Here is a 13,510-nt window from a genome sequence, read left to right on the forward strand (position 1 = left end):
ATCAGACTCCGGCCGGCTGAGGGGGCGGGGGCGAGGGGGTCGTCGAGCGCGGGCGCGCTTGTGAGAAACAGATCACGGCACAGGCGGCCATGAGCACGGCCGCGCCGGCCAGGCTCTCGTAGCCGGCCCACTTGACCAGCGTGCCGCCCAGCACCGGGCCCAGGGCGGCGCCCGCCATCATCATGGCCGGCGTGGCGGCCAGGGCCCGACCACTGGGGTCGAGCCGGGCCAGCAGGCCGAAGGCGAAGGTGTGGGTGAAGATCATCACCGCAGCGAACACCGAGGCTGCCGCGGCATAGGGCGCAAACTGCTGGCTTTGCGTGATCACCAGCACCAGCACCGCCTGGGCCAGCGGGCCGCACAGCACCACGCGCTCGGCCGGCCAGCGGCGTTGCAGCAGGGCGGCCAGGCCGGCCGGCAGCAGGTTGACCAGGCCCAGGGCCACCAGGACCGCATTGACCGCCTGCAGACCAAAGCCCCGGTCCATGCCGATGCGCTCCAGAAAGCTGAACATCATGGCCTGCACCACGGCCATGCAACTCACCCCCAAGGCCCCGAGCCAGACAGCCCGGCCCAGCGGCACGCGGGGGCCTGGGGCCGCAACGCCCTGCCCCGTCATCAGCGCGGCGGCGCGTGGGTATGCCAAGCCGGTGGCCACGCAGGCCACGGCCATGACCGCAGCGAACACCTTGAACAGCAGGGCACCGCCCAGGCTTGCCAGCAAGGGCGGCACGGCGGCAAAGAACAGCACGGCGAACACCCCCAGGGCGATGCCGACCAAGGCAAACAGGCGGTGCGGGTTGGCGCTGCGTGCAATGGTGCCGTGGGTGCAACTGAGTGCGGCGGCAGAGCTCACGCCGGCCAGGGCGTGCAGCACCGCCATGGCGGCGTAGTCGGCGGTTTGGGACGCGCCGGCAAAGGCCAGCGCGGCCAGGCCGAAACCCAGGGCGACCGGCAGGCGCCCGGGCAGGCGGTGCAGGCGCGGCGCCACGGCCAGGCTGCTGAACACCGCCCCCACCAGAAACAGGGTGGCCAGGCCCCCGGCCTGTTGAGGGTCCAGGTGGTAGGACGAGATCAGCGTACCCACCCAGACGGGCAGGGCCACCAGATCCAGCATGCCGGCGCAGTGCGCCAGCATCAGCGCCAGTCGGGCCGGCCAGCGCTCGGTCTGGTTGGGCTGCGGGCTTGTGTCGGTCAGCGGGTGGCTCATACGGGCTCCGCCAGGCTCATCAGGGAGTCGCGCATGATGCGGGCATGTTCGGCCTTGTCGCCGCCCGTGATCTCGATTTCGCCCAGGCGGCCGGAATTCTCGACCACCATGCGGCAACGCTCCCAGCGGCGATCTTCGAAGCGCTGCAGAGCGGCATCGAGGCCGTCACCGGGCGCCAGCTCCTGCGCCAGCACCAGGGCGTCTTCGATGCCGATGCAGGCGCCCGAGGCCAGGTGGGGCGTGGTGGCGTGCACGGTGTCGCCGATCAACACCACCCGCCCCTGATGCCAGGGGCGGGGCATGAGCAGGCCTTCGAGGGGGCGGAACACGATCTGCGACTCTGGCGTGAGCAGGCTGCGCAGCTGCTGCACCTGGGGCGCACTGAAGGGGGCCAGCAAGGCGTCGAGCAGGCGATGGAAGTCGGCCGGCGGCACGTGGGTGTTGTGCTCGCGGTCTTCGGTCACGAACAGGTACATCTCGGTCTGGGAGACAGGGTTGACACCCACCTTGATCTTGGGGCCCACCCACATGATGGCGCCGCCCACGCTGTCGGGGCGGGGCAGCACGGCGCGCCACACGGCTTGGCCGCTGTAGCGCGGGGCCGGAGCCTGCGGGAACACGCTCTGCCGCACCTTGGAGTACAGGCCATCGGCCCCGATGACCAGGTCGTAGCGGCGCTGGCTGCCATCGGTGAAGCGCACGTCGACGCCCTCGGCGTCCTGCCGGATCTCGCTGAAGGTGCAGCCCAGGAACACCTGGGTGCCCGAGGCCCGGGTGGCCTCGGCCAGCAGACGCGCGAGCACGGGGCGCATGATGGCGCCGCCCCCCGGCACATCGGCCCCCGCGATGCGTGGCGTGGGCAGGTGGGCCAGCGTGGCGCCATTCGGGGCCAGCAGCTCGACGCCATCCGAGGCGTGGCCGACCTGCAGAAAGGGCTCCAGGATGCCCAGTTGCCGGAAGGCGCGCAGGGTGGCGCCGCCGAGGCTGATGCCCGCACCATACGAGCGCCAGCCGGGGTCGATCTCGACCAGGTCGACCGCATGGCCGTGTTTGCGCAGCTCGATGGCGGCCGACATGCCGGAAAAACCGCCGCCGATGATGAGGATCTTGTGTTGTGCTTGTGGGCTCATGGGATGTCTCCGTTTTTTGATATCAATTGATGGCGTTGCAGTCGCAGCTCGCCCTGCGGACTCTGCACAAGGTCCAGCCGCGACAAGGCCTGACCCAGGCAGGGGCCCAGGGTGCATTGGCCGGTGGCGACGTCGAACTGCGCGCCGTGGGCATGGCAGACGATGCGGTCGCCTGCGGCGTTGAGGTAGGCGTCCTTGCGCCAGGCCATGGGCGTGCCGCCGTGGTGGGGGCAGGCGTCGCGGTAGGCATGGACCTGGCCCTGGCGGCGCACCAGCAGCACCGAGTCCTGCCCCTGCTGCAGGGGATCAAAGCCGCGCGAACTGCCCTCGGGCAGCTCATCGACATGGCACAGGCGGATCCAGGGTGACACGGTGGGGCTCGCCTCAGTGTTGTGCCTTCGCTGCACCGGGGGGCGGGCCGGAAGGGGCCCACTTGTCGCGGTGCTGGAACAGGAACAGCTGCGAGGCGTCGGCGCCCATGGGGATCTCGCGGGCCTGCCACTGGTCGTCGTGCAGGTCCATGTCGGCGTCGTACTCGACATGGCAGCCCAGGGGGCTGTTGAAGTACCAGAACCAGTTGGAGCCAAAGCGGTGTCGCCCCGGGCCCCAGAAGGACTGATAGCCCTGGTTGGCGAAGCGCGTGCCGGCCTGCATCAGCTCCGAAGGGCCGCCGAGGTGGAAGGTGAAATGCTCCACCCCCTTCATGAAAGGCGGGGTCTCGATCAGGAACAGGGTGTGGTGGTCCAGCGTGCCGGCAGGGCGCAGAAAGGGGCCCACGCCGGTGAAGCGGTCGGTGCAACGAAAGCCCAGGCGTTGCACGTAAAAGGCCTCGGCCCGGGCCGCATCGGGCACGAAATACACCACGTGGGACAGGGTGCGGGGGCGGATCGGGGTGTCGTCGCTGGCGGCCACCTGGTTGGCCGGGCGTTGTGTCGACGCACCGGGGGCGTTGACGGTTTCGGCCGGTAAAGCGATGGGGCGGCGCACGCTGAGCTGAAAGCCCAGGGCAAAGCCCATGTCATCCAGGGTTTCAAGCGAGCCGTCGGGCAGGCGGCGCACCTCGCGGTCGCGCCCCAGGTCGGCGGCAATCGCCTCCAGGGTGGCGGCGTCGGCCACGCCGTAGACGGTCTTGCGCAACTGGCTGGCCGTGCCCAGGGGGGCGGGCAGGCTGGGGTCGTCACGGCGGGCCAGCACGATGGCGGTGCCGTCCAGGGCTTCAAAGCGACCGCCGTCGGCGCCCAGATCGACCGGTTGCAGGCCGTAATCGATGAGGTAGCGGCTGCAGGCGGCCAGGTCGTCAACGCCAAAGACCAGGGCGTCGGGTCCGATGATGTTCATGCAATGTCTCCAGAAATGAAGGTGGGGGTTCAGGTCAGCGGGTGGTGGGCAGCGCGGTACGCCCACCCAGGGTTTCGGCCACCCAGTCGGCGATGTAGGCGCCGGCATTGGCGGAGTTGTCGAAGCTCGAGTGCTGCACGCCGCCTTCGCGGTCGGTGAAGACCTTGAGCTCGCGCTTGGGGCTGTTCACCAGTTGCTCGTAGCTGCGGTGGGCCCAGTGCACGGGGATCTGCGAGTCCTTCTCGCCATGGGTGACCAGGAAGGGCACCCGGATGCGGTCGAGCACGCCGTCCAGGTGCACGTTTTCGGCGATGCGCATGAAGTCGTCGGGGTCCTTGGCGCCCCAGACCCAGCGCACATGCTCCCAGTAGTGGGGCACGGGCAGGCTGCCCTCGCGGGCCAGGCGCTTCTTCTGCACGTCACGCCAATCGTGGTTGGCGCCCCACACCACGCCGCAGGCAAAGCGCGGCTCGAAGGCCACCGCACGCGGGCAGTAGTAGCCGCCCAGGGACACCCCTTCGAGGCCGATGCGCCGGGGGTCGATGTCGGCACGGGTTTCGAGCCAGTCGACCACGCGGCTGGCCCAGTGCTCGGTGTCGTAGCGCGCGGTGAGGCCCTGCAGGCGCAGGGCCTCGCCGGTGCCGGGCTGGTCGATGATCAGCGAGGCCACGCCGCGTTGCGCCAGCCAGGCGGGCAGGCCCACGCGGTATTTCATCTCCTTGGTCGAGTCCAGGCCGTTGAGCTGGACCAGGATGGGGGCTGGCCCGCTGACCCCCTCGGCGCGCACCAGCAGACCCGACAGGTGCTGGCCTTCGTAGGGGATGCGCACGAACTCGCAGTTCTCGCCGCTCAGCTCGATGCTGCGGCGGAAGGTCTGCAGAAACTGCTGGTACAGGGCCAGCCGCCCTTCACTGCCATGGGCCAACAGGCGTTCGGCCGTGATCAAGTAGGTGGCAGCCCGGTTGAGCTTGTCGCCGGCCGAGATCAGCCGGCCTCGGGCCTCGTCTTCGGCCGCCAGTTCGCTGAGCTGATTGGCCATGCGCACCCAGGTCTCGCGAAAGGCGGCCGTGCCGGCGGCGTCGGGCTGCTGGGCGGCTTCGGCCAGGGGCGCGCACATGGCCTGGATCTCGCCCATGCGGGCGCCCATCTCGATGGCCAGGTTGACCGACAGATCCCAGACGTAGTTGGTGGGAAAGAAACGAAACATGCAAGGTCCTCTTCAAAAATGCGGTGTGCTGTCAGCCCGGCTCAGTGCGCCCCGGGCCCGATGCCCAGGCTGGCAAAGAAGCGGCGGGTGGGCTCGTCGGCAAAGTCGGGCACGAAGCGGAAGGCCGCGATGCGCCCCTGCCGCACGCGCACCTCGTCGGTGCCCCGTGCGCGCTCCACGCCGGCACGGCGGGTCAGGGCGCTGCGCAGCTCCAGCGTGGCGTGCACGGTGTCGCCCTGGACCTGGGTGCGCAGCACGGTGATCTCGCCGGCCTGGCTGAGCACGGTGGCGTCGATGTACAGCGACAGGCATTGTTTGTTGCTCATCTCGGGGCGGCAGGCCGGGAAGTCGGAGCGCGCTACGTCCTCGGCGATCAAGGCCTCGACGGCGGCCTTGTCATGGGCCTTGACGGCCGCCAGGTACTGCTGGAACACCTGCTCGGGGGCGGTCTGCGCAACGGCCGGCAGGCCCAGGCCGGCGGCCAGAGCCGTGAGGGCGGCGAGGCCGACGCGAAAGGCCGGGCGCAGCAGGCGGTGGCCCGGCAGGGGATGGGTCAGCTTCATGGGGTTCCTTCTTCGGTTTCAGAGGGCGGGGGACGGGTTCAGGGCGGGGCCCTGGATGGGCTGAGTGGGCTGCTTGGGCTGAGTGGAGCGCAGCAGAAAGTGCGCGAGGGCGGGCAGCAGCACCAGGGCGCCGAGCATGTTCCAGAGGAACATGAAGGCCAGCAGCAGGCCCATGTCGGCCTGGAACTTGATGGGGCTGAACACCCAGGTGATGACGCCAATGGCCAGGGTGACACCGGTCAGCATGACCACCTTGCCGGTGAACAGCAGGGCCTGGTAATAGGCCTGTGACAGGGTGGCGCCGGCGCGCAGTTGGGCCAGGGTGATGCTCAGGATGTAGAGGGCGTAATCAACCCCGATGCCCACCCCGAGGGCGATCACGGGCAGGGTGGCCACTTTCACGCCCATGCCCAGCCCCACCATCAGGGCCTCGGCCAGCACCGAGGTCAGCATCAGGGGCAGCACAGCCACCCCCACGGCCCGCCACGAGCGGAAGGTGATGAAGCACAGCAGCACCACCGCGGCATAGACCAGCAGCAGCATCTGGTGCCAGGCGCTCTTGACCACGATGTTGGTGGCGGCCTCGATGCCGGCCGAGCCTGCGGCCAGCAGAAACTGCCCTTCGGGGCCGTTGTTGTCGCGGGCAAAGGCCTCGACCTGGGCCACAACCCGGTTCAGCGTGTCGGCCTTGTGGTCGCGCAGGTACACGTACACCGTGAGCAGGCTGCAGGCATCGTTGTACAGCCCGCGCGGCGCCCCCGCCGTGACGGTGTTGAGCATGGCCTGGTTGGGCAGGAATTCATACCACCGGAGATTGCCCTCGTTGAGGCCGGTGAGCACGCGCCGATTCAGCAGCGACAAGGTGTTGGTGGCCTCCACACCGTCGATCTGGCGCAATTGCCACTCCAGGGCATCCACGCGGTTCAGCACCGCGTAGTTGGCGCACTGGCCCTCGGGGGTCTTGACCATGACGGCCAGCACATCGCTGGAGGCGCCATAGGCGGCATTGACGTAGGCCACGTCGCGGTTGTAGCGGCTGTCGGCGCGCAGCTCGGGGGCGCCGGGGTCCAGATCGCCGATCTGCAAGTGAGTGCTCCACTGGTAGCCCGTGACGGCCAGGACGGCGGCCACCCCCAACGCACCCCAGGCCCAGCGGCGCTGGGTGAAGCGGTCCAGCAAGGCCCAGGCCGGGTGGCGTGCGGCACCGGCGGCATCGGCCAGTTCACTGCGCAGGCTGCGCTCGGCCGCGGCGGGGCTGACGCCGCTGTAGCTGAGCAGGATGGGCAGCAGGATCAGGTTGGTGAAGATCAGCATGGCCACGCCCAGCGAGGCCGCAATCGCCAGCTCGCGGATCACCTGGATGTCGATGACCAGCAGCACGGCAAAGCCCACGGCATCGGCCAGCAAGGCGGTGAGGCCTGCCAGAAAGAGCCTGCGAAAGGTGTAGCGGGCGGCCACCAAGGGCGAGACACCACGCCCGATGTCCTGCATGATCCCATTCATCTTCTGGGCCCCATGGCTCATGCCGATGGCGAACACCAGAAAGGGCACGAGGATGGAGTACGGGTCCAGCGAATAGCCCAGGGTGGGCAACAGGCCCAGTTGCCAGACCACCGCCACCAGCGAGGCGAGCACCACCAGCACGGTGGAGCGCACGCAACGGGTGAAGCCGTACACCATGCCGGCGGCAATCAGCACGGCCAGCGCGAAGAACACCAGCACCATGCGCACCCCGGCAATGAGGTCGCCCGCGATCTTGGCAAAGCCCGTGATGTGCAAGGTGACGCCGCGGCCCTCGTACTTGAGCCGCAAGGCCTCCAGCCGCGCAGACAGCGCGCTGTAGTCAAGGTGGTGGCCGTCGGGGTCGCGCTCCAGCAGGGGCACGTACAGGGCGGTGGAGCGGCCGTCCAGGGCCACCACTTGCCCCTGCTCGCCCGAGCGGGCGATGTTGGCCGCCAGTTGCTGCAGGCTGGCGGGCGAGCCTTCGTAGCCATCGGGGATCACCGGACCGCCTTCCAGTCCATCCTCGGTCACACCGACCCAGCGCGTGTTGGGGGTCCAGAGCGACTTCATCTGGGTGCGGGCCACACCCGGCATCAGGAACACCTCGTCACTGATCTGGCGCAGGGTCTCCAGGTAGGCCGGGTCGTACAGGCTGCTGCCGCGCTGGTTGGCCACGACGATGCGCACCGCATTGCCCAGTCCACTGAGCTCGCCCTGGTGCTGCAGGTAGTTCTGCACATAGGGGTGGCTGGCGGGAATGGTTTTCTCGAAGCTGGCGTTGAGCTGCAGCCGGGCGGCCTGCCAGCCCAGCAGCACGGTGGCGAGGGCACACAGCAGGACCACCCACAGGCGGTTGTTGAACAACAGGCGCTCGACGATCGACCCGGAACGGGTGTCAAAGCCGCTCTGGGGCGCCTCGGCGGTCGGCGGCAAGGGGGTGATGACGGCGCTCATGGTCGTGCTCCCGCCCCATTGACAGTGGGTGCCGGTGTGACGGCCGAGGCCATGGTCACGCCGTCGGCAGTGATGCTTTGCACCCCCTGCAGGCCTGCGGTGAGCCACTGGCCGCCCGCCAGGGGCAACAAGGCGCTCAATGGCGCCAGGGCCTGTTTGTTGAGGGGCCTGAGCACGCCCTCTTGCAGTTGCAGCACCTGGCCGGCCTGGTTGACCCACCAGAGCGTACCGTCGGCACCACGGACCGAACCGGTGATGCTGGCAGGCAGCGGGTTGGCGATGGCCTGCCAATGCTGGCCCGCGTCACGGGTGTGCCAAATCTGGCCGCGCAGCCCCGCCACCAGAAACTCGACGGGGCTGAGCATTTCGGCGGTGAAAAAGCTCCCGGAATAGGGGCTGGCCAGACGCTGAAAGTGCGCACCGCCATCGCCGGAGTACAAGAGCAGGCCTTGTTCGCCCGCGATCAGAATGGCGGCCCCGTGGTGGCGCACCGCATTGAGATGCAGGCCCTTGGGATTGTCCAGGCGGGACGTCCATGGCGCCCAGTGCTGGCCGCCGTCTTCACTGGCCACGGCCAGACCATAGGCGCCAACCGCCAGCAGGCGTTGTGACGACAGCACGGCCAGATCGAGCAGGGGCTTGTCGGCCCCCTCCTGAACCAGGCGCTCGGCCTGGGCGATGGACGTCGCCTGCCCGCCAACGCGGGCCTCGTCGAGCAGGGCCTGGGCAATCTGGCGCCCATGGAGTCGTTGCTGCCAGTGCTGGCCGCCATCGTCGGTGCTGAGCACCACGCCGGCATGGCCCACGGCAATGCCGTGGCGGTCGTCGGCAAAGCGCACAGCGGTGAGGGTGACACTGACGGGCACCTGCGCCTGGTGCCAGGTCCGGGCCTGATCAGCACTGAGCAGCACCAGACCGCGCTCGCCCACCGCCACGGTGGTGGGGCCGGCCTGGGCCAGGCCCAGTAGCACCGATCCGGGCCCCAGCCGGGTGGCCAGGGCCGGACGATCCAGGCTGTCGCCCACCGGGCTGGTGGCCAGGGCGGGACCAGCCAGGCCCCACAGATGGGCACTCAACAGGGCAGTGATCAGGGCGCCCGGCAGGCCGCCCCAAGAAGGACGCAGGGAGCGGGGCAACTGGGCACCAAGCCGGTCATGGGTCGGGGCCACCGTGGCGACCCGGGCAACCAAGGCATTGGCGGCCGGTGGGGGGGCTGTGGGCCGCGGTGCCGCGGGCCCGGCGGATCGACGCGGGCAGGCAAGGCCGGCCGGGGCGTCAGTGTGCGCGATCATGGCTTGTCTCGATTCACGGGTGCAGGCGGCTGCCGGGCGCGCTGCGCCCGACTGTGGCCTGGAAGGTGGAGGGGGTGTGGTGAGGGGTAGCGGTGGGTGACGCGGGTGAGCAGGCGACGCGGGACGATGGTCAGCGAATGCCCTCGCCAGCCATGGCATCGGGGGTGAACACCGTGTCAGGCAGGCGCGGCCTGATGGCGTACTGCACCGATTTGCTGTTGTAGAGGTTGGCCACATAGGCCTGGCCGGTGAGCAGATCGTTCACGCCCATGGCGCCGATGACGGTGCCCGGCAGGTCAGGGGCCACCAGGGTCTGCGACCACAGGGTGCGCCAAAGCTGGCCGTTGGCGTCCCAGCGGTCACCGAGCACGCAGTTCCAGGTGTCCTCGTCGCAGTAGTAACGGCTGCGCACGGCCTGGTGACGCTGGCCCTGGCGCAGCTTGGCCTCGATCACCCAGACGCGGTGCAGCTCCCAGCGCACGTGGTCGGGGTTGAGGTGGTGGGCGCCCAGCACCTCGGCGTCGGTCTTGGGCTGCAGCAGTTTGTTGCCGTTGTAGGGGATAAACATCTCCTGCTTGCCGACCAGGGTCCAGTCGAAGCGGTCGATGCGGCCAGCCCAGGTCTCCAGCTCGTCGAAGCTCATCACACCGGCGGTGGCGGGCGCCGGGGTGTCGCAGCAGGGGTTGGGCAGCTTGCGCACGCGACGCTGGCCGGTGAGGTAGACCCAGGCCTGGTCTTTGCTGCCGTCCACCTGATTGCGGCCCACGATGGCCTCGCCGGCGCGGATGGGCGGGCCGGTGTTGATGAGGCGGATCAGCCAGAACTCGTTCTTCTTGGCGAACTGCTCGGGGCTGCCGTCTTCAAAGTAATAGGGCATCTGCTGGTCGGCCTGGCCCTCGGTGGTCAGCACCGCCTTGCCGTCGGCGGTGAGCTGGTACTGGGTGGCCTGCCACTGCCAGGTGGTGCCACGCCAGCGCAGGCTGTGGTTGCTGATGGCCTCGGCCCCACTCTTGGGGATGGGGAAGGGGATGCCGCCATAGGCGCCTTCGATCACGTCGTTGTTGAGCCGGGCCCGGGTGACGTTCTTGAAGGTGTTGTCGTACACCCATTGCGGCGCCGCCGCCGTGCGGTGGCTGGGGTAGACATCGACCCGGAAGCTGTCGGGGTACTTCTTGAGCATGGCCCGGGTGCCGTCGCTGAGTTTGGCGGCGTATTGCTCGGCGTTCTTGGCATTGATCGACAGCAGGGGCTTCTCGTCCTTGAAGGGGTCGCCCCGGCGGCCGCCGGGTTTGTCGCCGGGGATGGGCTGGGTGTAGCCCCCGGTCCAGGCCGGGATGCTGCCGTCGGCATTGCCGGCCTTCTGGCCCCCGAAGGGGGTCAGTTCGGACTTGAGTTTGGCGGCTTCTTCGGCACTCACCGCCGCCACTGCGGGCACCATCCCTGAAACCGCAGCAGCGGCGGCCAGCATCGAAATCAGCATTGTCTTGTTCACGCTTGTCTCCAGTCGAAATCAGAAAGTCCGGCGCACGGACAGCGAGACAAAGTCGCGGTCGGCCAGGGTGTTGCCGGTGCTGTAGGTGGCGGTGCCGCCCGTGAGCAACGGTGTGTAGTTGACGAAGGGCACAGCACCGCCCAGGAAGCGGGTGTAGTTGAGCGAGAACTGCCATACCCCCTGGTAGGTTCCCTCCAGCCCCAGCGTGGCCGAGCCTGTGCCCTTGGGGCCCCAGGCCAGACCGGTGACCGAAGAGTTGCCGTCCAACACGTAGCGCAGCCCGACCGGCACGCTGAGGTCGAGGCCCGGCAAGACCTGGCGGTAGCTGGGGCTGAAGACCATCTGCAAGGCGGTGGCGTCGCGGGTGCGCAGCGGGTCGAGGTGGCCCTCGGGGTCGTTCTTGCTGAGCACGCGGTTCCAGGCGATCTCACCCATGAAGTTGGCCTCGCGGGCCAGGAAGCTGGGGCCCAGGGAGCTGATCCACGACAGGTTCAGGTGGGCGGTCTTGCCGGTGGCCAGGGTGCCGGCGGGGGCCACGTTGGCATAGACGATGTTGCTGTTGACCAGCGGCATGTTGCTGCGCAGCGAAGTCTCGATGGACACGTTGGTGTTGCCCAGCGAGCGGCTGGCACTGGCACCCACGGTCTTCACGGCATCAGGGAAGACGTAGTACCAGTTGCCCTGCCCGCCCGTCACATTGAGCTGCGAGTAGAGCTGGCCGGCCTTGTCGTGGTAGCGCGCGGCATAGAAGCCAAGGTCGGTCTCCTCCAGGCGCCATTTGAGCTGGGCGCCGAATTGCCCGCTGTTGGGCGGGCGCACATCCGAGCCGGGCTGCAAGACACTGGTGCCGACCACCTCGTTCAGACCCGAGCCCCCCCAGATGGTGTTGACACTGCTGAAGTAGCTGCCGGCCGGCGCCATGCGATCGGCCTCCCATCGGAACTGGTAGTAGCCGCCCACCGAGACATCGGACGACAGCGGCACCTGGGCCGAGACCTGGGGCACGGGGCGGATGATCTCCTTGAACTGGGCATTGGGCGAGGACATCAGCTTCCAGAGGTCGATCGGCCCCTGAGCCCGGGCAATGCCGTTGTCGCCGAAGAACAGACTTTCGCCGTACTGCAGGGCATGGCGGCCCAGGCGGCCGGTGGCCTTGTTGCCGTTGTCCAGCGGAAGCGCCCCAAAGATGAAGGCATCCAGCACCTCGGCCTTGCGGCCAGCCAGGTCTCGGGTGGCGCTGGAGAACTGGTTGTAGACAGGCTGGCCGTTGGCCACATCGGTGGCCGCGGTGCTGCCGCTGTAGGCTGCGTCGTACCACGCAGCCGCGCTGAGGCGCAGGCCCAGGTCCTTGCGATAGACCACATCGAGTTCGCTCAGCAGATCGAGGCGCTTGGAGACGATGCCCTTGTTGCGGAAGTTGTCGTCACCAGCATTCAGGTTCAGCGCCTGGGGAAAGGCCGATGCGGCCACACCGGGCACCAACTGACGGGTGCTGTTGACCAGGGCCGGGCTGGCGTCTTGCAGGCGGTATTGCGTGCTGGCCTTGACGGTGTTGTCGAGGCGGATCTTGAGCTCGTCGTTGCCAGTGTCCAGTTCGAAGGCTTGCGCCCCCTGGGCCAGGACCATGGGCAGTGCCATCAGGGGCAGCCGGGTCCATCTGGTGCGCGAGCGCAGGCGCTGAGGTCTGTTGTGCATCGTGTGTGTCTCCGTGGGTTTCAGGGGCCTTCTTGCTGAGGCTGTGACCGGCTTGACCGATCGCTGACACGAAGATTACGAACACGACACACATTCGTAAAATGGTTTCAATCCATCTAAGATATCGATCTCATGAATACATAAGGGGTTAACACTGAGGTGCGACCCCGGCCCACGCCATGCGCTTCAACAAACTGGATCTGAACCTGCTGGTCGCGCTGGACGCGATGCTGAGCACCTGCAGCATCAGCCGGGCAGCTGAACGCCAGCACCTGAGCCAATCGGCCATGAGCAATGCACTGGCCCGCCTGCGTGAGTATTTCGATGACGAACTGCTGGTGCAGGTGGGGCGGCGCATGGAGCTGACGCCCCGTGCCGAGGTCTTGAAAGAGGCGGTGCGCGATGTGCTGATGCGGGTGGACACCACCATCACGGCCCAGCCCGAGTTCGACCCGCTGCGCTCGGAGCGTGAGTTCCGCATCTTCGTGTCGGACTATTCGCTGAGCACCCTGATGCCGCACCTGATGGTGCTGGCCCATGAACAGGCGCGCCGGGTGCGTTTTCACCTGCTGCCCCAGGTGGAGCAACCCCAGCGCGCGCTGGAGCAAGGCGAGGCGGATCTGCTGGTGATTCCAAAAGAGTTCTGTTCACCCGACCACCCGACGGACACCGTGTTTCTGGACGATTTTGTGTGTGCGGTGTGCAACCAGGGCCGTTTCAGAGACCGTGAGCTGACCCTGGACTCGTACCTGGCCGCTGGCCATGTGATCATGCAGCCCCCGGCCGGTGGGCAATCGCTGGAGTCTGACTACATGCGGCGCCAGGGCATGGAGCGGCGGGTGGAAGTGTCGACCTTCAGCTTCATGACCGCGCCGCATCTGGTGGTGGGCACCGACCGCATCGCCACCCTGCATCGGCGCCTGGCCCTGCAGGCCAGCCGGCATCTGCCGATCCGGCTGCTGCGCCCTCCCCTGCCGATCCCGCCGATGGTGCAGGTGATGCAATGGCACAAGCACCGATCGAAAGACCCCGGCCTGCTCTGGCTGAGGCAGACCCTGCTGGCGGCCGCAGCAAGGATGGACCAGGTCACCTTGGCCACCTGAAACCAGCCGCAACCGCAGGCACC

General features: G+C 68.2%; 11 protein-coding genes. 1 reads left to right on the plus strand and 10 read right to left on the minus strand.

Annotated features, from left to right (window positions below; genetic code table 11):
• Position 1: 1 nt before the first annotated feature.
• The 10 genes from AC07PT_RS20960 to AC07PT_RS21005 form a co-directional block, all read right to left on the minus strand.
• A complete protein-coding gene (locus AC07PT_RS20960) occupies positions 2-1,138 on the minus strand; it encodes an MFS transporter (RefSeq protein ID WP_494657994.1) in 1,137 nt (378 codons plus the stop codon).
• A gap of 68 nt (positions 1,139-1,206) precedes the next feature.
• Entirely contained in the window at positions 1,207-2,340 is a 1,134-nt protein-coding gene (locus AC07PT_RS20965; protein ID WP_494657972.1) for an FAD-dependent oxidoreductase, read from the minus strand.
• Complete coding sequence (locus AC07PT_RS20970) at positions 2,337-2,711, minus strand: Rieske (2Fe-2S) protein (RefSeq protein WP_492347477.1); 375 nt, start codon at positions 2,709-2,711, stop codon at positions 2,337-2,339. The genes AC07PT_RS20965 and AC07PT_RS20970 overlap by 4 nt, the downstream gene beginning before the upstream one ends.
• A gap of 13 nt (positions 2,712-2,724) precedes the next feature.
• Positions 2,725-3,678 carry a VOC family protein gene (locus AC07PT_RS20975; protein ID WP_494657973.1) on the minus strand — a complete coding sequence of 318 codons (954 nt, stop codon included), beginning with the start codon at positions 3,676-3,678 and terminating at the stop codon, positions 2,725-2,727.
• A gap of 34 nt (positions 3,679-3,712) precedes the next feature.
• Positions 3,713-4,885 carry an alpha/beta hydrolase family protein gene (locus AC07PT_RS20980; RefSeq protein WP_494657974.1) on the minus strand — a complete coding sequence of 391 codons (1,173 nt, stop codon included), beginning with the start codon at positions 4,883-4,885 and terminating at the stop codon, positions 3,713-3,715.
• 41 nt (positions 4,886-4,926) lie between these two features.
• Positions 4,927-5,448 (minus strand): nuclear transport factor 2 family protein, encoded by a 522-nt coding sequence (locus AC07PT_RS20985; protein WP_492347474.1) that lies wholly within the window; start codon positions 5,446-5,448, stop codon positions 4,927-4,929.
• Positions 5,449-5,466: 18 nt separating this feature from the next.
• Positions 5,467-7,905, minus strand: coding sequence for an efflux RND transporter permease subunit (locus AC07PT_RS20990; protein ID WP_494657975.1), 2,439 nt, complete (start codon positions 7,903-7,905; stop codon positions 5,467-5,469).
• Complete coding sequence (locus AC07PT_RS20995) at positions 7,902-9,197, minus strand: WD40/YVTN/BNR-like repeat-containing protein (protein WP_494657976.1); 1,296 nt, start codon at positions 9,195-9,197, stop codon at positions 7,902-7,904. The genes AC07PT_RS20990 and AC07PT_RS20995 overlap by 4 nt, the downstream gene beginning before the upstream one ends.
• Before the next feature lie 130 nt (positions 9,198-9,327).
• A complete protein-coding gene (locus AC07PT_RS21000) occupies positions 9,328-10,689 on the minus strand; it encodes a DUF1329 domain-containing protein (RefSeq protein ID WP_494657977.1) in 1,362 nt (453 codons plus the stop codon).
• A gap of 18 nt (positions 10,690-10,707) precedes the next feature.
• Positions 10,708-12,384, minus strand: a complete 1,677-nt coding sequence (locus tag AC07PT_RS21005) for a DUF1302 domain-containing protein (protein WP_494657978.1) — start codon at positions 12,382-12,384, stop codon at positions 10,708-10,710.
• 179 nt (positions 12,385-12,563) lie between these two features.
• Here AC07PT_RS21005 and AC07PT_RS21010 point away from each other — a divergent pair, with 179 nt between their 5' ends.
• Entirely contained in the window at positions 12,564-13,487 is a 924-nt protein-coding gene (locus AC07PT_RS21010) for a LysR family transcriptional regulator (RefSeq protein ID WP_494657979.1), read from the plus strand.
• Positions 13,488-13,510: the final 23 nt, after the last annotated feature.

The sequence above is a fragment of the Curvibacter sp. GW821-FHT09D12 genome (genome assembly GCF_059416245.1).

Bases quoted from the DNA above. Each gene is read 5' to 3' on its own strand.
- AC07PT_RS21010 (WP_494657979.1), top strand. From the start codon at position 12,564: ATGCGCTTCAACAAACTGGATCTGAACCTGCTGGTCGCGCTGGACGCG.
- AC07PT_RS21005 (WP_494657978.1), bottom strand. From the start codon at position 12,384: ATGCACAACAGACCTCAGCGCCTGCGCTCGCGCACCAGATGGACCCGG.
- AC07PT_RS20990 (WP_494657975.1), bottom strand. From the start codon at position 7,905: ATGAGCGCCGTCATCACCCCCTTGCCGCCGACCGCCGAGGCGCCCCAG.
- AC07PT_RS20980 (WP_494657974.1), bottom strand. From the start codon at position 4,885: ATGTTTCGTTTCTTTCCCACCAACTACGTCTGGGATCTGTCGGTCAAC.
- AC07PT_RS20965 (WP_494657972.1), bottom strand. From the start codon at position 2,340: ATGAGCCCACAAGCACAACACAAGATCCTCATCATCGGCGGCGGTTTT.
- AC07PT_RS20960 (WP_494657994.1), bottom strand. From the start codon at position 1,138: ATGCTGGCGCACTGCGCCGGCATGCTGGATCTGGTGGCCCTGCCCGTC.
- AC07PT_RS20995 (WP_494657976.1), bottom strand. From the start codon at position 9,197: ATGATCGCGCACACTGACGCCCCGGCCGGCCTTGCCTGCCCGCGTCGA.
- AC07PT_RS20975 (WP_494657973.1), bottom strand. From the start codon at position 3,678: ATGAACATCATCGGACCCGACGCCCTGGTCTTTGGCGTTGACGACCTG.
- AC07PT_RS20985 (WP_492347474.1), bottom strand. From the start codon at position 5,448: ATGAAGCTGACCCATCCCCTGCCGGGCCACCGCCTGCTGCGCCCGGCC.